This is a genomic window from Phytobacter ursingii (genome assembly GCF_001022135.1).
GTDB classification, from domain to species: Bacteria; Pseudomonadota; Gammaproteobacteria; order Enterobacterales; family Enterobacteriaceae; genus Phytobacter; species Phytobacter ursingii.
In genome coordinates this window covers 4,173,841-4,192,604 of the sequence record NZ_CP011602.1, presented here as the reverse complement: position 1 = coordinate 4,192,604, position 18,764 = coordinate 4,173,841, and the positions used below count along the sequence as shown (strand labels likewise).

17 protein-coding genes are annotated in these 18,764 nt (G+C 54.8%); 8 read left to right on the top strand and 9 right to left on the bottom strand.

Going from position 1 to position 18,764, the window contains the following annotated elements:
* The first annotated feature begins 10 nt into the window (after window positions 1-10).
* Window positions 11-1,657: a Na+/H+ antiporter gene (locus AB182_RS23300; RefSeq protein ID WP_047372171.1), complete on the top strand. Its 1,647-nt coding sequence runs from the start codon at window positions 11-13 to the stop codon at window positions 1,655-1,657.
* A gap of 229 nt (window positions 1,658-1,886) precedes the next feature.
* Here the strand turns inward: AB182_RS23300 and AB182_RS23295 are convergent, their stop codons facing one another.
* Window positions 1,887-2,807, bottom strand: a complete 921-nt coding sequence (locus tag AB182_RS23295; protein ID WP_047372170.1) for a LysR family transcriptional regulator — start codon at window positions 2,805-2,807, stop codon at window positions 1,887-1,889.
* Between the two features lie 103 nt (window positions 2,808-2,910).
* On the opposite strand from AB182_RS23295, the gene AB182_RS23290 reads away from it, so the two are divergent.
* Window positions 2,911-3,321 (top strand): CidA/LrgA family protein, encoded by a 411-nt coding sequence (locus tag AB182_RS23290; protein WP_047372169.1) that lies wholly within the window; start codon window positions 2,911-2,913, stop codon window positions 3,319-3,321.
* The gene (locus tag AB182_RS23285) at window positions 3,314-4,003 is read left to right on the top strand and encodes an LrgB family protein (RefSeq protein WP_047372168.1); all 690 of its coding nucleotides are present in this window, start codon (window positions 3,314-3,316) and stop codon (window positions 4,001-4,003) included. Before AB182_RS23290 ends, AB182_RS23285 begins: the two co-directional genes overlap by 8 nt.
* Here the strand turns inward: AB182_RS23285 and AB182_RS23280 are convergent.
* From AB182_RS23280 to acs, 4 genes are all read right to left on the bottom strand, one after another.
* Entirely contained in the window at window positions 4,000-5,298 is a 1,299-nt protein-coding gene (locus AB182_RS23280) for a Gfo/Idh/MocA family protein (RefSeq protein WP_047372167.1), read from the bottom strand. The genes AB182_RS23285 and AB182_RS23280 overlap by 4 nt on opposite strands.
* Window positions 5,299-5,449: 151 nt before the next feature.
* Complete coding sequence (actP, locus tag AB182_RS23275; RefSeq protein ID WP_047372166.1) at window positions 5,450-7,099, bottom strand: cation/acetate symporter ActP; 1,650 nt, start codon at window positions 7,097-7,099, stop codon at window positions 5,450-5,452.
* Complete coding sequence (locus tag AB182_RS23270) at window positions 7,096-7,410, bottom strand: DUF485 domain-containing protein (RefSeq protein ID WP_047372165.1); 315 nt, start codon at window positions 7,408-7,410, stop codon at window positions 7,096-7,098. Before AB182_RS23270 ends, actP begins: the two co-directional genes overlap by 4 nt.
* Before the next feature lie 129 nt (window positions 7,411-7,539).
* Window positions 7,540-9,498, bottom strand: a complete 1,959-nt coding sequence (gene acs / locus AB182_RS23265) for an acetate--CoA ligase (RefSeq protein WP_047372164.1) — start codon at window positions 9,496-9,498, stop codon at window positions 7,540-7,542.
* A gap of 413 nt (window positions 9,499-9,911) precedes the next feature.
* Between acs and gltP the strand changes: the two genes are divergently transcribed.
* Window positions 9,912-11,225: a glutamate/aspartate:proton symporter GltP gene (gene gltP, locus AB182_RS23260; RefSeq protein WP_047372163.1), complete on the top strand. Its 1,314-nt coding sequence runs from the start codon at window positions 9,912-9,914 to the stop codon at window positions 11,223-11,225.
* Window positions 11,226-11,265: 40 nt separating this feature from the next.
* Here the strand turns inward: gltP and AB182_RS23255 are convergent, their stop codons facing one another.
* Window positions 11,266-12,036: a DeoR/GlpR family DNA-binding transcription regulator gene (locus tag AB182_RS23255; protein ID WP_047372162.1), complete on the bottom strand. Its 771-nt coding sequence runs from the start codon at window positions 12,034-12,036 to the stop codon at window positions 11,266-11,268.
* Window positions 12,037-12,141: 105 nt separating this feature from the next.
* On the opposite strand from AB182_RS23255, the gene AB182_RS23250 reads away from it, so the two are divergent.
* The 3 genes from AB182_RS23250 (at window position 12,142) to AB182_RS23240 (ending at window position 13,662) form a co-directional block, all read left to right on the top strand.
* Complete coding sequence (locus tag AB182_RS23250; protein WP_047372161.1) at window positions 12,142-12,528, top strand: VOC family protein; 387 nt, start codon at window positions 12,142-12,144, stop codon at window positions 12,526-12,528.
* A 160-nt stretch (window positions 12,529-12,688) separates the two neighbouring features.
* Entirely contained in the window at window positions 12,689-13,165 is a 477-nt protein-coding gene (locus AB182_RS23245) for a hypothetical protein (RefSeq protein ID WP_047372160.1), read from the top strand.
* Window positions 13,162-13,662: a hypothetical protein gene (locus tag AB182_RS23240; protein ID WP_047372159.1), complete on the top strand. Its 501-nt coding sequence runs from the start codon at window positions 13,162-13,164 to the stop codon at window positions 13,660-13,662. The genes AB182_RS23245 and AB182_RS23240 overlap by 4 nt, the downstream gene beginning before the upstream one ends.
* A 76-nt stretch (window positions 13,663-13,738) precedes the next feature.
* On the opposite strand, the gene fdhF is transcribed toward AB182_RS23240, so the two are convergent.
* Window positions 13,739-15,886 carry a formate dehydrogenase subunit alpha gene (gene fdhF, locus AB182_RS23235; RefSeq protein WP_082137092.1) on the bottom strand — a complete coding sequence of 716 codons (2,148 nt, stop codon included), beginning with the start codon at window positions 15,884-15,886 and terminating at the stop codon, window positions 13,739-13,741.
* A gap of 269 nt (window positions 15,887-16,155) precedes the next feature.
* On the opposite strand from fdhF, the gene AB182_RS23225 reads away from it, so the two are divergent.
* Window positions 16,156-16,887, top strand: coding sequence for a response regulator (locus AB182_RS23225; RefSeq protein WP_047372156.1), 732 nt, complete (start codon window positions 16,156-16,158; stop codon window positions 16,885-16,887).
* 5 nt (window positions 16,888-16,892) lie between these two features.
* Here the strand turns inward: AB182_RS23225 and AB182_RS23220 are convergent, their stop codons facing one another.
* Together AB182_RS23220 and AB182_RS23215 are read right to left on the bottom strand one after the other, a co-directional pair.
* Window positions 16,893-17,900, bottom strand: a complete 1,008-nt coding sequence (locus AB182_RS23220) for a carbohydrate kinase family protein (RefSeq protein ID WP_120785421.1) — start codon at window positions 17,898-17,900, stop codon at window positions 16,893-16,895.
* Complete coding sequence (locus tag AB182_RS23215) at window positions 17,897-18,757, bottom strand: ketose 1,6-bisphosphate aldolase (protein ID WP_047372154.1); 861 nt, start codon at window positions 18,755-18,757, stop codon at window positions 17,897-17,899. Before AB182_RS23215 ends, AB182_RS23220 begins: the two co-directional genes overlap by 4 nt.
* Between the last annotated feature and the right edge of the window lie 7 nt (window positions 18,758-18,764).

Genomic DNA, 18,764 nt, shown 5'->3' with positions numbered 1-18,764 from the left:
CAGGGAACGCATGGAAATCTTTTTTACCATCCTCATCATGACCTTAGTGGTATCGCTCTCGGGCGTTGTCACGCGTGTAATGCCCTTCCAGATCCCCCTTCCTCTTATGCAAATCGCCATCGGCGCACTGCTGGCTTTCCCGACGTTCGGGTTGCATGTGGAGTTCGATCCGGAACTGTTTCTCGTTCTGTTTATTCCGCCGTTACTGTTCGCCGATGGCTGGAAAACCCCCACGCGTGAATTCCTTGAACATGGCAGGGAGATCCTCGGTCTTGCGTTGGCCCTGGTGGTGGTTACTGTCGTCGGGATTGGTTTTTTGATTTACTGGCTGGTACCCGGTATCCCCCTGATTCCGGCGTTCGCGCTGGCGGCGGTCCTCTCACCCACCGATGCGGTAGCGCTTTCTGGCATCGTCGGGGAAGGGCGCATCCCAAAAAAAATCATGGGAATTTTGCAGGGCGAAGCGTTAATGAATGACGCATCCGGCCTGGTATCACTGAAATTTGCTGTGGCGGTCGCCATGGGCACAATGGTCTTTACCGTCGGCGGGGCGACGCTGGAGTTCGTGAAAGTGGCGCTGGGCGGCATTCTCGCCGGCTTTGTCGTGAGCTGGTTGTATGGACGCTCGCTGCGTTTTCTGAGCCGTTGGGGGGGTGATGAACCTGCCACGCAAATCGTTCTGTTGTTCCTGCTGCCGTTTGCCTCGTACCTGATTGCGGAACATATTGGCTTTTCGGGCATCCTGGCGGCGGTGGCTGCCGGGATGACCATTACCCGTTCCGGCGTGATGCGCTCTGCCCCACTGGCGATGCGCCTGCGTGCCAACAGTACCTGGGCAATGCTGGAGTTTGTGTTTAACGGCATGGTGTTCCTGCTGTTGGGCCTGCAATTGCCGGGCATTCTGGAATCCTCGCTGGCGGCGGCAGAAGTTGATCCGAATGTCGAAACCTGGATGTTGTTCACCGATATCGTGCTGATTTACGGTGCGCTGATGCTGGTGCGCTTTGGCTGGCTGTGGACAATGAAGAAATTCAGCAGGCGCTTTTTGCACAAAAAGCCGATGGAGTTTGGCTCCTGGAGCACGCGAGAATTGCTGATCGCTTCCTTTGCGGGGGTGCGCGGTGCGATTACGCTGGCCGGTGTGTTATCCATTCCGCTGTTTTTGCCCGATGGCTCAGGGTTCCCTGCCCGCTATGAATTGGTCTTCCTGGCGGCGGGGGTGATTCTGTTTTCACTGTTTGTCGGCGTCATTGCCCTGCCTGCGTTGCTGCAACATATTGAGGTCCGCGATCATACTCAGCAGCATAAAGAAGAGCGCCTCGCGCGGGCGATCACCGCGGAAGTGGCAATAGTGGCCATTCAGAAAATGGAAGAACGCCTGGCCGCCGATGCGGAAGAAAACATCGATAATCAATTGCTCACGGAAGTGAGCTCAAGGGTCATTGGTAATTTGCGTCGCCGTGCGGATGGCCGCAACAATGCGGAAAGTTCGTTGCTCGAAGAGAACCTTGAGCGCCGTTTCCGTCTTGCAGCCCTGCGTTCGGAACGGGCAGAGCTTTACCACCTGCGGGCAACACGGCAAATCAGCAACGAGACGCTTCAGAAGATGCTGCACGATCTCGATTTGCTGGAAGCGCTGCTGATAGAGAATAAGTAGGTTTTCCCCTCTCTGAGGGAGAGGGCCTGGGGGAGGGGGAAATGCGGCGCTGGTGGTCATTCCGTTCACTTCATGTTTATTGATTCTCTGTCACGTCAGAACCTGTGAACGTGCCAGGGTGGCTCACCGCCACCACCCTGGCGACCCGGGCTCCCGGCCAGCCGCCCTCATCGATTTTGTAGCCTGGATTAAGCGTTTACGCCGCATCCGGGATATTCCCCCGCTTGGGCTACATCTTTCCTTCGCCCGGCGGCAAATCCGCAATATTCGTATTCACCCAGAACCCTTCACAGCATTGCAGCCAGGCCTGCGCACTGCGGGACAAATAGCCACCTTCACGCCAAATCATCCCCAGATGCCAGCGTAAATCACTCTCCAGCGGGACCCAGCGCAGCGTCTGTTTATCCAGCCGTTGGCAAATAGGCTCCGGCAAAATCGCTATCCCCACCCCTGCCTGTACCATCGCGGCCAGAAAATCCCACTGCCCGCTACGCACGGCGATCCGGGGCTTGACGCCATGCTCGTTAAACAGCTGCATAAGCTGGCGGCTGAGGGCGAAATCTTCGTTATAGATGAGCAGCGGGTGCCCGGCCAGTTGTTCAGGCGTCACCGACCTGGCGTTCAGCCAGTCGCCGGAGCGCGGCACCAGCACACAGAGGGGATGGCTAAACAGCGGCAGCGTAGAAAGACCGCTTTCCTCTTCGACGGGCAGGGCGGTCATCGCCAGATCCAGTTCGCCGTTGATGACTGCCTGCTGGACTGTCAGGCCGCCAAACTCGGAGATTTTCAGTTCGACGCCGGGATAGCGCTGACGAAACAGGCCTATTGGCCCGGCCATCAGCATGCCGACCATCGGGGGGATGCCGAGGCGCAGCAGCCCTTTATTTAAGTGGTTGATATCATCGAGCTCCGCCTCAAGCTGACGAAACTCAGCAAGGATAGCCAGACCGCGCTCAAACACCACGCGCCCGGTATCGGTGAGAAGTAATTTGCGTCCGTCGCGAATGAGTAGCGTACAGTTCAACTCATCTTCGAGGTTTTTCAACATCTTACTAATCGTTGGCTGAGTGACGAACAACCGTTCCGCTGCGCGAGTGAAACTTTGTTGACGCACGACTTCCACAAAATAGCGCAGCGTTCTGATGTCCATAATTATTCCTTTAAACTATGCATGCGATGAGTTTAATTCATTTCAGTATGGCGTAGCGGATCCCTATACTGTGCTCTCTGTCTCATTTCCGCGAGAATTATCTATGGATATGGCGTTAGGTCGTATTACGCCTGCCATTGTGCGTCGACTGCAGGTTCCGGTTCAGGTTTTTCTCTATGCCGGGCTGTTTATCGTGGCGCAATATCTGGTGCAGTGGCTGCATCTTCCCCTTCCCGCTAACCTGGTGGGCATGATCCTGATGCTGGCGCTGATTTTATGCCGGATTGTTCCCCTTAACTGGGTGAGAGCCGGCGCGCGCTGGCTGCTGGCCGAAATGCTACTGTTCTTTGTGCCAGCCGTTGTCGCCGTGGTGAATTACGCACAGCTTTTGATGGTGGAAGGCTGGCGTATTTTTGCCGTTATTGCTCTCAGTACCTTGATGGTGCTGGGGGCCACGGCCTGGGTGGTTGATAAGGTTTATCGCTTCGAAATCAGCAGGCTGAATCATGAGTGATTTTGCCCTGAGCGTGCTCTGCCTTGTCATGACGCTGGTTATCTATTATCTCAATAAACGCCTGTACCGCCGATTCCATAAGCTCCCGTTAATGCCGTTAGTCTTCACCCCGATACTGTTGGTGCTGATCCTGGTGTTCGGGCATATCTCCTGGCAGCGTTATATCGGTGAATCCCACTGGCTGCTTTGGCTGTTAGGCCCGGCGACCATCGCGTTTGCTGTGCCGGTCTATGACAATCTTGCTGTCATTCGTCGTCACTGGATGTCGCTTTCTGCTGGCGTTATCACCGCTACGGTGGTCGCGGTAACCAGCTCAGTCTGGCTGGCGCGTTTATTTACTCTGCCGGATGACATTCAGCGCAGCCTGGCGGTGCGCTCGGTGACGACGCCGTTTGCGCTGGCAGCGGCAGGGCCGTTGGGTGGGCAGCCGGATCTGGTGGCGCTCTTTGTGGTCATTACCGGAGTGTTTGGCATGGCGGTGGGGGATGTGCTTTTTTTACGCCTCTCGATTCGCGAAGGCATGGCAAAAGGTGCAGGGTTTGGTGCGGCATCCCATGGTGCGGGAACGGCGCGTTCTTACGAGCTGGGTCAGCAGGAAGGGGTGGTCGCCAGCCTGGTGATGATGCTCTCCGGTGTGGTGACGGTATTAGCCGCGCCGCTGGTGGCGCGGCTGATGTTTTAACCCTGTTTTTTCAAACGCGACACCAGTTCGAATTCACGGAAATTGACCGGACGCTGTTGCTGCAGAGAAATATTACCCGCGATGCCGGTCAGGATCGACATCGCCCCGGCGCGGTGATCGGCGGCGCGGTTGAGCGGATCGTTACCCGGCGTGCCGAACAGATCGGCCAGCATCGCGTTATCACCGCCGCCGTGACCGCCCTCGCCGAGGGTAAAATTCGCCTCCCAGGGGGCGGCAAACATCGGGAAGACGGTAATATTGCAGGACTCCAGGCTCCCCTCGTTCGCCCGTTCTCCCCCGGCGTTCACATAGGATTTCTCGACGATTTTCATCTCCAGCCTGCCTTCACTGCCGTTAAACACCACATTCAGCCCTTCCCAGGGCAAATACGTATTCAGCGAATAGCTGAGCTGGCACTGGTTCTGGTATTTCACCAGCACCGAGAGGGTATCTTCAATAGTGATGCCGTCGCTGAAAACGCTCTGATCGCGCCAGTAGTTATCTTCATGCTCCGCATCCAGATAGAGCGCCTTAAGCTGCGGATTGTCCGCCATGTGCAGGGCAAACGGATCTTCTTTGGCCGCCGCATAGCCGTGGGCGCGCGGATAGAACTCCGTCATACCCCGTTTTTCCGCGTTTTCTTTGCCATAAAAGCGCAGGCCGCCTTCGGCGTAGACGCGCTCCGGATAGCTATTGAGCCAGAAATTCATTAAATCAAAGTGGTGGGTTGATTTGTGAACCAGCAGGCCGCCGCTGTTGCGTTTTTCCCGGTGCCAGCGGCGAAAATAATCCGCGCCGTGCTCGGTGTTGAGCAGCCATTCAAAGTGAACGGAGTAAACCTCGCCAATGGTGCCGTTCATCAGCAATTCACGCACCTTACTGTGGTGCGGCGCATAGCGGTAATTAAACGCCACGCGAACGGTGTGACCGGTATCTTCGATGGCATCAAGAATGCGCAGCGCCCGTTTTTCATCAATGGTCATCGGCTTTTCGGTGATCACATCACAGCCTGCTTTCAGCGCCCGCACGATATAGTCGTCGTGGGTGCGGTCCATGGTGGTGACGATAACAATATCCGGGCGCGTCTCATGGATCATCGCTTCAAATTGCGTGGCTTTCCAGGTTGATACCGGCGCCGCGCCTTCATTTTGTAATAACGTATTGGCGTAATGCATTCGCGTCTGGTTGGTATCGCAAAAAGCCACCAGTTGCGCGTTCTCTTTCCACTCGCCGCCGATGGCGGAAATATACAATCCGGCGCGTCCGCCTGTCCCGACAAGAGCATATTTTTTCATCGCATCCTCTTTTGACGTTAATAAACAAACCAAGTAATAAAACAATGTTTCATTTTGCTTGTTTACTGTAGCGCGACCGGAAAGGATGGATACTGTGACGGAGGAAAAATGTGATCCCCGGCTAAAATAGCCGGGGAGGAGAGAGAGGAAATCAGTGTGCGCGGCCCTGGGCGATACCGACACCCGTTTGTGAACGGATGAACTGGGCACGGAACTGTTCGCGCTCGCGAATGCCTTCTTGCGTGTTGTCGGTAATCGAGAAGATCCAGATACCGATAAAGGCCACGGCGATAGAGAACAGCGCCGGGTATTCATACGGGAAAATAGCCTGCGCGTGGCCGAGGATTTGCACCCAAATGGTCGGGCCGAGAACCATCAGAATCACCGCCGTCAGCAGGCCCAGCCAGCCGCCAATCATTGCGCCACGGGTGGTCAGTTTCGACCAGTACATGGAGAGCAGAATGATAGGGAAGTTACAGCTCGCCGCGATGGAGAACGCCAGCCCCACCATAAAGGCAATATTCTGCTTTTCGAAGAGAATACCCAGCAGGATGGCGACCACACCAAGCACCAGAACGGTGATCTTCGACACTTTCAGCTCCTGACGTTCGGTGGCGTCTTTACGAATGACGTTAGCATACAGGTCATGAGACACCGCCGACGCGCCCGCGAGCGTCAGCCCGGCGACCACCGCCAGGATGGTGGCGAAGGCTACGGCAGAGATAAAGCCGAGGAACAGGTTGCCGCCGACCGCATCCGCCAGATGCACCGCTGCCATGTTATTGCCGCCAATCAGCGCGCCCGCCGCATCTTTAAATGCCGGGTTTGCCCCGACCAGCATGATGGCGCCGAAGCCAATGATAAAGGTCAGAATGTAGAAATACCCCATAAAACCCGTGGCGTAGAACACACTCTTACGGGCTTCACGCGCATCTGACACTGTGAAGAAACGCATCAGAATATGCGGCAAACCTGCGGTACCAAACATCAGCCCCAGGCCCAGCGACAGTGCGGAGATCGGATCTTTAACCAGACCGCCTGGACGCATAATGGCCTCCCCTTTCGGGTGAACCGCCATCGCTTCGCTAAACAGGCTATTGAAGCTAAAGCCGACATGCTTCATCACCATAAAGGCCATAAAGCTTGCGCCAAACAGCAGTAATACGGCTTTGATGATCTGTACCCAGGTGGTGGCGAGCATGCCGCCGAACAGGACATACATCACCATCAATACGCCGACCAGCACTACCGCAACGTGGTAGTTGAGGCCAAACAGTAACTGAATAAGCTTACCTGCACCGACCATCTGGGCTATCAGATAGAGCGCCACCACCACCAGCGAACCGCAGGCGGAGAGCGTGCGAATCGGTCCCTGTTTGAGGCGATACGAGGCCACATCGGCGAAGGTGTAACGTCCCAGGTTACGCAGACGTTCGGCAATCAGGAACAGAATAATTGGCCAGCCGACGAGGAAGCCCAGCGAGTAAATCAGCCCGTCGTAGCCGGAGGTGTAGACCAGCGCAGAGATCCCGAGGAACGATGCGGCTGACATAAAGTCACCGGCAATCGCCAGGCCATTCTGAAAGCCCGTGATATTGCCGCCTGCCGTGTAGTAATCGTTACGCGAACGCACGCGTTTTGACGCCCAGTAAGTGATATAGAGCGTCAGCGCCACGAAGATCAGGAACATGATGATCGCCTGCCAGTTGGTTGGCTGGCGTTGGACCGCGCCGGTAATGGCATCGGCGGCATTGGCCGTAAAAGGCAGTGTGGCGGCGAGCGCCGTCAGAACACGCTTCATGATGCTTTTACCTCTTGCAGAACGGTTTTTGTCAGACGATCAAACTCGCCATTTGCCCGCCAGACGTATACGCCGGTCAGCACAAACGAAATCACAATCACGCCAATACCGATTGGAATACCCCGCGTGACGCTACTGCCCGCGGAGATCGGCGTACCGAGCCAGCCCGGTGCAAAGGCGATCAGCAGAATAAAACCGACATAGATAATCAGCATGATGATGGAAAGAATGAAGGCAAACCGTTGCCGCTTTTCGACGAGCTCCCTGTAATGCGCATTGTTTTCTATCCGTTGATAAATGGTGTCATTCATCACAGAACTCTCCAGAGGTAAGGTAGGGTTTGTTGTTATTCCCTCTCCCTTGAGGGAGAGGGTGAGGGGGTGGTTTGTTGCAATGCCCTCACCCCGACCCTCTCCCACGGGGAGAGGGGGAATGCGAGGTTACGATGGCATGGTGATGGCCTGTTTCTCTTCGAGCAGTTTCTCCACGACACCCGGATCCGCGAGGGTCGAGGTATCGCCGAAGTTGCTGGTATCCCCGGCGGCAATTTTGCGCAGAATACGGCGCATGATTTTGCCGGAGCGGGTCTTGGGCAGAGAGTCGGTCCAGTGCAGGACATCCGGCGTCGCCAGCGGACCAATCTCTTTACGCACCCAGTTACGCACCTCGGTATAGAGCGCAGGCGTTGGCTCTTCACCATGATTCAGGGTGACGTAAGCGTAGATGGCCTGGCCTTTAATATTGTGTGGGATGCCCACCACCGCGGCTTCGGCGATTTTCGGGTGGGACACCAGCGCCGATTCAATCTCCGCGGTCCCCAGACGGTGGCCGGAAACGTTCAGCACGTCATCCACTCGGCCAGTGATCCAGTAGTAGCCATCTTCATCGCGGCGCGCGCCGTCGCCACTAAAGTACATGTTTTTGAAGGTAGAGAAGTAGGTCTGCTCGAAACGCTCGTGATCGCCAAACAGGGTACGCGCCTGGCCTGGCCAGGAGTCAGTGATCACCAGATTACCTTCGGTAGCGCCTTCTTGCGGATGACCTTCGTTATCCACCAGCGCAGGCTGTACGCCAAAGAATGGACGGGTCGCAGAACCCGCTTTGAGCTGTATCGCACCGGGTAATGGGGTGATCATAAAGCCCCCGGTCTCGGTCTGCCACCAGGTGTCCATGACCGGGCATTTCTCGTTGCCGATTTTCTTCCAGTACCACTCCCAGGCTTCCGGGTTGATGGGTTCGCCGACTGAGCCGAGAATACGCAGCGAAGAGCGATCGGTACCGTCAATAGCTTTGTCGCCCTCCGCCATCAACGCACGGATAGCCGTTGGCGCGGTGTAGAGAATATTGACCTTGTGTTTGTCTACGACCTGGCTCATACGTGCTGGGGTTGGCCAGTTCGGTACACCTTCAAACATCAGCGTGATCGCGCCGCAGGCCAGCGGTCCGTAAAGCAGATAGCTATGACCGGTAACCCAGCCGACATCGGCGGTACACCAGTAAACGTCGCCGTCATGATAATCGAAGACATATTTAAAGGTGGTGGCTGCGTAAACCAGATAGCCGCCGGTGGTGTGCAGTACGCCTTTAGGTTTACCCGTCGAGCCGGAGGTATAGAGGATAAACAGCGGATCTTCCGCATTGACTTCAACCGGCTGATGTTCCGCGCTGGCGTTAGCGGTGAGCGCGTCCCACCACAGGTCACGGCCTTCGTGCCAGTCAATTTTCCCACCGGTCCGTTTAAGCACCACGACGTGTTCAACGGATTTCACGTTCGGGTTTTTCAGGGCGTCATCAACGTTCTTTTTGAGAGGAATAGTGCGCCCGGCGCGCACGCCTTCATCGGCGGTGATCACCAGCCGGGAGCTGGAATCAACAATACGTCCGGCAACGGCCTCCGGCGAGAAGCCGCCGAAAATGACTGAGTGGACCGCACCGATACGCGCACAGGCCAGCATCGCAACCGCGGCTTCAGGAACCATGGGCATATAGATAGCGACCACGTCGCCTTTATTAATGCCCAGATCTGTCAGGACATTGGCAAAGCGACAGACTTCCGCATGCAACTGGCGGTAGGTAATCTGTTTACTCTGGCTGGCGTCATCGCCTTCCCAGATGATGGCCGTTTGATCGCCTCGTTCGGCAAGATGGCGGTCAAGACAGTTGGCCGCGAGGTTCAGCGTACCGTCTTCGTACCATTTAATGGAGACATTACCCGGGGCGAAGGAGGTGTTTTTCACCTTCTGATAGGGTTTAATCCAGTCAAGGATTTTGCCTTGCTCGCCCCAGAAAGTATCCGGGTCAGTAATAGATTGCTGATATTTAGCCTCGTACTGCTCCGGATTAATCAGGCAACGTTCCGCAATATTTGCGGGAATATCGTGTTTATGGATTTGGCTCATGGCTTTTGCTCTCCTTGTAGGATGTTAATAATATGTCAAATAAACGTTAATTATAGGGGCTTTGCCTGGTTTGTTTATTATTTGCGCTATAGATCACGCATTGATTGAACCGTATGAAAACTGAACAAATGAATCTTTGAAGCAAAATAATTGCCGGGGTTAATTATCTAAAAATGACAGAAAAAAAGTTTTTTCATAACAACTGGTTATGCATGATAAATGGCATAAAAAAGCGTTTTTATGCATAAATTCAGTCAATCCCCCTTCTGGTAAAGGCTTGCGCCCTACGCCCTGCAAATGGTACTGATAATGCGCGTTAAAAAACCCCGCAAGAGCGTGTGACGCTAACCATACCCTTTCCGTATGAGTCGTTCCCCACCGGGAAGGTCGCTTCATTGAGGATGTCTCGAGTTATGAAAAATTTTAAAGTCAGCCTGGCCTGGCAGATTTTGCTGGCCCTGGTGCTGGGTATTCTTCTGGGCAGTTACTTGCATTATCAAAGCGACAGCCGCGAATGGCTGATTGCGAACCTCCTGTCTCCGGCAGGCGATATCTTTATTCACTTGATTAAAATGATAGTTGTGCCGATTGTTATTTCCACACTGGTTGTGGGTATTGCCGGTGTAGGTGATGCGAAACAATTGGGTCGTATTGGCGCCAAGACCATTATTTATTTCGAAGTGATCACCACGGTGGCCATTGTGCTGGGTATTACACTGGCGAATGTTTTCCAGCCGGGGGCGGGCATTGATATGTCGCAACTCGCCACGGTGGATATTTCGAAATACCAGAGCACCACGGCAGAAGTGCAAAGCCACGCGCATGGCTTAATGAATACGATATTGTCTCTGGTGCCGACCAACATCGTGTCATCGATGGCGAAGGGCGAAATGCTGCCGATTATTTTCTTCTCGGTACTGTTTGGCCTGGGGCTTTCTTCACTGCCTGCAACGCACCGCGAACCGCTGGTTACGGTATTCCGTTCTATCTCTGAAACCATGTTCAAAGTGACCCATATGGTGATGCGTTACGCGCCGGTCGGGGTCTTTGCGCTGATCTCCGTAACGGTCGCGAACTTCGGTTTTGCTTCCCTGTGGCCGCTGGCGAAACTGGTGGTGCTGGTTTACTTTGCGGTGCTGTTCTTTGCGCTGGTGGTGCTGGGACTCGTGGCGCGGATGTGCAAACTCAGCATCTGGACGCTCATCCGCATCCTCAAAGATGAGCTGATCCTGGCGTACTCCACCGCAAGTTCAGAAAGCGTGTTGCCGCGTATCATCGAGAAGATGGAAGCCTATGGCGCGCCGGCGTCAATCACCAGCTTCGTGGTACCGACCGGTTACTCCTTTAACCTCGATGGCTCTACGCTGTACCAGAGTATTGCGGCCATCTTTATTGCCCAGCTTTACGGTATCGACCTGTCGCTGGGCCAGGAGATCATTCTGGTGCTGACGCTGATGGTTACCTCGAAAGGCATTGCCGGTGTGCCGGGGGTTTCATTTGTGGTATTGCTGGCAACGCTGGGCAGTGTGGGTATTCCGCTGGAAGGTCTGGCCTTTATTGCCGGTGTTGACCGTATCCTGGATATGGCGCGTACCGCTCTGAACGTTGTGGGTAATGCGCTGGCGGTGCTGGTTATCGCCAAGTGGGAACACAAGTTCGACCGCAAAAAAGCCGCGGCTTACGAGCGTGAAATGCTCGGGAAGTTCGACAAAACGGCCGATCTGTAATGTTCACGCCGCCTTCCGTCCGGGAGGCGGCGCTTTTGTTTCAGGCCGTGATGAGCGTAATGTGATGTTCCTTTAAGACGGTACGCAGTGCATCGCTGATATTCGCCTCAATGACGATCACGTCAAGCGCCTGAGGCCGTGCCACCACATAGCGCGCTACGCCGGGCAGTTTATCTGCCGTCAGGGCGACAACCGTCTGATTACTCTGTTTCAGCACCGCCTTTTTAAATTCGCAGTCGGCGAAATCAAACCCCGTCAGCCCAATATCCGGATCCATGGCGCAGCCGCCAATAAACACCTGATCGAATAACATCTCCTGAATCTGTGCCACAGCGCCGCTGCCGACGCATCCTCCGGTGGCCTGATGAATCTGCCCACCGAGGAGAATCACCTCGCTATGCGCGCGTGTCATGAGTTCTACGGCGATTTCAGGGGAGTTGGTCACTGCTGTGATGCGGATCTCCGCGGGCAGCGCTCTGGCGATGGCCAGATTGGTCGTACCGGCATCAATGAAAATACAGGTGTCTGGTTTCACCAGCGCTGCGCATTGCTGCGCGATCTTGTCCTTTTCTGAACTGTTTTTCACTTTTCGGCTGTGAAAATTCCCGGCTTCCGGCAACGGTAATACCGCGCCGCCGTAGACCTTTTTGCATATGCCTGAATTGCTAAGTTCTTGTAAATCCCTGCGAATAGTATGTTCAGATACCTGCATCTGGCTGGCCAGTTCTGCACAGACAACGCGTCCGTTTTCCTGCAAAAGCTGGCGAATACGTGCTTGTCGCTGTTGCGGGAAAGCTGCATAATCGAGCATAAAGCCTCTTTATTGAAATATCATCGAGCAATAATGAGCATAATCCAGCATTCTTAACTGCCTTGTCAACGCTGTCACCGGGCATAACCACGATGGAGATAAAAGATGAAAATTGCACATGTCGCGCTCTGGACACGCAACCTCGATGCGCAAGTCGCTTTCTGGCAGGACGTGTTCGGCGGTCAGAGCAACGAACGCTATCTGAGTAAAAATCGTCCTGGGTTCGCATCGCACTTCATTTCCCTGACCGAGGGGCCAACCATTGAACTGATGGCCTTGCCTGAGCTTGATGATGCGCCAGCTAACCCGGAGTTTGTCGGCTGGGCGCATATCGCGATTACTGTCGGCAGTGTTAAGGATGTGGAAGCGATGGCGCAAAAAGCACAGGCTAACGGGCGTTTACTCAGCCCCGCAAGATGGACCGGCGATGGCTTTTATGAAGCGGTCATTGCCGACCCGGACGGCAATTGCATTGAGTTGGTTGCGGCGTAAAGCCTCTTACAGGTTCCTATAATATCTGTATAGCGCGTGTCGCCCCCCAAATTGCGGGGGCGATTTTTTTATAGCAGATTAAATAATTGTAGCCATAATACTTCTGTCGCGGATATTGGCGCGCGTTTAACGTTTCCCTGATGATAAGGAGAGTTCAGGAATGTCAGACTTTTATCTACACGAAGGCAATCGCTATATTGTGAAAAATCAAAAGGGATTGAAAATAGCCCTTGCGATCGCGTTTGCTGCGTTGGGGGTTTATGCTTATTTCAAACATGAATCATCACTGCGCGGTATTATTGTCGCGCTAGTTTTATTTGCCGTTGCAGGGGTGATGCTGGCAACGCTGCGTATCAAGATGGTATTCGATTTAGATAAGCGCATCTTTTATATCCAGAATGGCGGTGGTAAAACGACGTACAATCAATCGCTGGATAATTTCGCCGGGCTTGAGTTGATTCGTCAGTACCGCTTTTTTGGCCTGATTCGTAACAGTATTGTGAATGTGGTCTTTAACGTTGACGGGAAAACGTCGAAAATGCCGATAAGGCAGTTTGGCCCCGGTCAGAAAGCGCCGCAGGCCATGATGGAAGAGACGGAAACCTTTCTGGGCATCAGCCAGCGGAGAGATGCATGATGCCAGCCTCTATGCTGGTGGAATTGAATGACCGACGTCTGGTATATCGCCCGTGGAAGGTCGGCAGCGCACTGGTATTTGTCATTGCCGGTATTGTCCTGCTGATCGGCACCCTTATTTGGGCGCAAATGAATGGCAGAACATTACAATCAGTCATCGTGTTTCTGCTTTTCGGCGCTATTCTGACGGGCTACGGGCTTATCTACACCCTTAAAAATGCGGAAGTACTCATTTTTGATGTCGCCACCGGGCGAATAACGAAGAAAGCCCCATTCCTCCCGGAAAAACATCTCAGCCGCTTTACTGAGATCTATACAATTTCGCGCGTGGGAGAGATGAGAACATTTCATTATGCCCTGAGCCGTAAGAGCGAGCATGGCGGTGGCGATATTCCCATTTCTGATGACTTCTTAAGTGAAAAGCGTGAACCTGAACGCGTCGCGTTTGAAGAGAATATTTTGCCCGTTATTTCAGCACTGCTCAATTTAAAACCATAATAAATTAATGGTTATGTCATAAATAACAAAATAAAACGGGGGGCGATAATCGCACCCCGTTTTTTGTACGCCACGATTAACCCAGCGCGCTTTCACGCAGGCGCGATTTCAGTTTGTTGTACTCGTCGATCACATACTGCTCGGCAGCATGCTGGTCGGGAATACGTTCCACATTCACCGCACAGTACTTGTACTCTGGCGTTTTGGTAATCGGACTCAGGTTCTCCGTCACCAGCTCGTTGCAGGCACCAATCCACCACTGGTAGGTCATATATACCGCGCCTTTGTTCGGGCGTTCACTGACCTGCGCACGGGTGATAATCCGGCCTTTACGCGAGTTGACCCACACCAGCGCTTCATCTTCAATACCGAGGCGCGCGGCATCGGCGGTGTTGATTTGCGCGTAGCCAGGTTCATCCGCCAGGGCCGAGAGCGCCGCACAGTTGCCGGTCATCGAACGGCAAGAGTAGTGGCCTACTTCACGTACGGTGGAGAGCACCATCGGATACTCGTCAGTGAGTTTATCGATAGGTGCGACCCAGTCGCAGGTGAAGAATTTCGCCAGCCCGGTATCGGTGTCGAACTTCTCTTTAAAGAGATACGACGTCCCTTGATCGGCATCCGATGTGTCACGACACGGCCACTGGATGTAGCCCAGCTCACCCATTTTCTCATAGGTGGCGCCGTAGAAATCCGGGCAGAGATGACGTAACTCATCCCAGATTTCCTGCGTGTTGTTGTAATGCATCGGGTAGCCCATACGGGTGGCTATCTCACTGATAATCTGCCAGTCCGTTTTCAGATCCCACTTCGGTTCCACCGCTTTAAAGAAGCGCTGGAAGCCACGGTCAGCCGCCGTGAACACACCTTCGTGCTCGCCCCAGGAGGTGGATGGCAATATGACGTCCGCCGCCGACGCGGTTTTGGTCATAAAGATATCCTGCACGATGACCAGTTCCAGATCCTCAAACGCCTTGCGCACGGCGGAGAGCTCTGCATCGGTCTGCAGCGGATCTTCCCCCATGATGTAGGCGGCGCGCACTTCACCATGCGCCGCGCGGTGCGGCAGTTCGCTGATGCGATAGCCGGTATGCGCAGGCAGGTCCGTAACGCCCCAGGCTTTCGCGAATTTATCGCGGTGAGCCTGTTCTTTGACGAACTGGTAGCCGGGGAACGTATCCGGCAGCGCACCCATATCGCAGGCGCCCTGGACGTTGTTCTGCCCGCGTACCGGGTTCACCCCAACATGCGGTTTGCCCAGATTACCCGTCAGCATGGCGAGACTGGTCAGTGAACGCACCGTCTCCACGCCCTGATAGAACTGGGTTACGCCCATGCCCCACAGAATCGTGGCGTTTTTCGCACCGGCATACATACGGGCTGCTTTACGAATATCCGCCGCGCGCACGCCCGTTACCTCTTCCACCGACTCTGGCGTATAGCCTTCGACGATTTTTTTGTACTCTTCAAAACCCTGGGTACGCGAGGCGACAAACGCCTGGTCATACAGGTTTTCTTCAATAATCACATGCCCGAACGCATTTAACAGCGCGATATTCGAGCCGTTTTTCAATGCAACGTGCATATCAGCAATACGCGCAGTTTCGATTTTACGCGGATCGCAGACGATGATTTTGGCCCCGTTCTGTTTCGCCCGAATGACGTGGTTAGCCACGATAGGGTGCGAATCCGCCGGGTTATAGCCAAAGATGAACACGAGATCCGTGTTATCGATTTCGTTAATGGCATTACTCATTGCGCCATTGCCGACCGACTGGTGCAGACCTGCAACCGATGGGCCGTGTCAGACGCGTGCGCAGCAGTCCACGTTATTGGTACCAATAACGGCGCGCGCAAATTTTTGCATAATGTAGTTGGTTTCGTTCCCCGTACCACGGGACGATCCGGTTGTCTGAATCGCATCCGGGCCATACTTCTCTTTAATGGCGCTCAGGCGAGTGGCAACGTAATCCAGGGCTTCATCCCAGGAGACGGCTTCCAGTTTGCCGCCACGCTGGCGACGGATCATTGGGGTTTTCAGACGAGGCGTAAGGATTTGTGTATCATTAATAAAATCCCAGCCATAGTAGCCTTTCAGACACAGGGTACCCTGGTTGGTCTTTCCTTGCGCAGCCTCCGCCCGAACGATTTTTCCGTTATCCACCACCAGGTTAATCTTGCAACCTGAGGCGCAATACGGACAAACCGTGACGACTTTTTTCATCGCTATCGCTCCAGTTAAGAAAGATCGCGCTTTGCGCGCTCACTCGACCCATTATGCATCTTTTATGCCATGCTTCTTTTGTGGGTATTGCCTGATTTTATGTCTGAATTTTGGTCAAAATACTGACGAAGGGCAGGCCATCGTCAAATTTGACGTGTCGAAGACGAGGGGATGTGACCGCGATTATAAAAACAGCATTAATTCACTGCCTTTATGGTTCTGCCAAATAAAATAAAGCAACGAGTCACTTTTCCTGACGGATGCGGACAATGAAACCTGCAATTCTGGTAGTGGATGACGATTTGGCGGTCTGCGAACTGCTCAGGGACGTGTTGAGCGAGCATGTCTTTACGGTACATGTGTGCCATAACGGACTGGATGCGATTGCCACTACGGCACGGCATCCTGAGATTGCGCTGGTGCTACTCGACATGGTTCTGCCTGACATCAACGGCCTGATGGTGCTTACCCAACTGCAGAAACAACGTCCTGAGCTGCCGGTGATTATGCTCACGGGGCTGGGTAGCGAATCGGATGTCGTGGTGGGGCTGGAAATGGGGGCCGATGATTATATCGGCAAACCCTTTACCCCACGCGTGCTGGTGGCGCGGGTGAAGGCGGTGATGCGTCGCACGGGGGTGCTGGCGGCCGATGTGCAGACGGTGAAAATGGCCGGCTACGCCTTCAATGGCTGGCACCTTGATCCCGCACGCTGCCAGCTCAGCGACCCCCGTCAGCAAACCGTCGATTTAACCCAGGGGGAATACAGTTTGCTGCTGGCGCTGGTACAAAATGCGCGGCGGGTGCTGAGTCGTGAGCAACTGCTGGAGCTGACCCACAGCGAGAGCATTGAGGTGTTCGACCGCACCATCGATGTGTTGATCATGCGCCTGCGCCGTAAAATTGAGATCAATCCACATCAACCCGCGTTAATCAAAACGATACGCGGGCTGGGCTATGTGTTTGCGGCGGATGTCATACACAGCGAGCAGGCGGCATAGTGGCGCTACGGCGTGCTGTCGATCTCTTGTTTTAATTCTTCCAGCGATTTCGCCCCGTCAATGGCGTTCGCGCAGAGCAGGCTGGCGCGGGCGCAGGCATGAGCCAGTTGAATGCTTTGCGCCAGCGGCCAGCGCTCGTGGCAACCGTAGAGCAGTCCGGCGCAAAACGCGTCTCCCGCGCCCACGCTACCAATAATTTCCTCCTGCGCGAGCATCTGTGTCGCTATCCACTGCCCCTCGCGGCCAGGTTCCTCGCCCCATGCCCCTTCGGGGCAGTGGATCACCACGCGCTGGCGTACCCCTGCGGCGAGTAGCTGCGAGGCGGCCGTAGCGATGTTGGCGATATGCGGTGAATCGTCAGGCAGCCGCATTTCCAGCCCGCTAAATTCTCCCGCCTCCATCTCATTGATAACCAGATAATCCAGATGCGGCAGGCAAGGCATCACCAGCGGCTGATAACGCGGGTCGCCCTTACGGGAGACCAGATCGAGCGATGTTTCGTAGCCCTGTTCGCGCATCTGCGCCAGCAGGCGGGCGCTGCGGGTACCAAACTCCTCATCCGGCAGGTCAAGGCTGTCGAGCAGCAACAGATAGCCGAGATGGAAGATTTTCATGGTCGGGTCCAGGTTGCCGAATGCCGGAAGATCCAGAAGACGGTTGGCGCCGGGGGAGTGGAAGAAGGTGCGTTGCCCGGTTGGATCGGTCATGACCTGCGACATAGACGTTGGTGCTGAATTGGTGCGCTGCACATGCTGACGATTGACATGATACTGGTCGAGCATCGCCATAATATAATCACCGTCACTGTCTTCGCCCACCAGTCCCACCGCCTGTAGCGGCATGCCCGTGCGCATTTTGGCCAGTGTCAGCAGGACATTGAGCGGCGCTCCGCCGGTTGAACGCTCGCTTTGCGTGATCTCAGCTAACCAGCCACGCTCCGGCCATTGCACTATCTGGTGTACGTGATCGACCAGCATGTTTCCGGCGGCGATAACGCCTTTTCGTTCCATCAGAGTTGCCCCGCGCTGCCAAAGATGCGCATCTGTCCGGCAACGGTGTCGGTGATGGCCTGTTCCACGCTCAGCAAGAGCTGGGCGAATTCGTCGTAGATGGGCTGGCGGTTGGCCATGCGTGCTTCAATGGCGTCCAGCGCCGCCTGCGACATCCCGGTATAGAAATTGATTTTATGGATGCCGAGCCCGATAGCACGGCGGAAATCCGCGTCACTGATGCCGGAGCCGCCATGGAGCACCAGCGGCAGGCCGGTTTGCTGGCGAATCGCTTCCAGGCGAGCAAAGTCGAGCTTCGGCTCCCCTTTGTATTTGCCATGGGCGTTACCAATGGCGACGGCGAGAGTGTCGATCCCCGTGCGGTCGACAAAGTCACGCGCTTTGGCCGGGTCGGTAAACCAGGCTTCATCCGCGTGACCATACAACGCGCCGCCTTCATCGCCGCCAACGGCGCCGAGTTCTGCCTCGACCGAGACGCCCACCGCATGGCACATCTTCACCACTTCCCGGGTCTGGCGAATATTCTCTTCGTATTCCAGCGTAGAGCCATCAAACATCACCGAGGTAAAACCCAGCCTTAACGCGCGCACCACGGATTCAAAATGCAGACCGTGATCGAGGTTAAGTACCACAGGGATATCATGATGGGCGGCCTCGTATTTCACCGCTTCCACCAGCGATTCGAGGGAGACATATTTGAAATGCACCTCGGCGATATTGATGATAAAGGGCGATCGCTCCTGTTTCGCCGCCGCAAACAGCGCGCGTAAAAAGTGGGAGTCGAGCACGTTGAAGGCGCCCAACGCATACTGATGTTCACGGGCGTGCGCCAAACCCTGGGCAAGCGAAATCAAAGCCATCGTATTC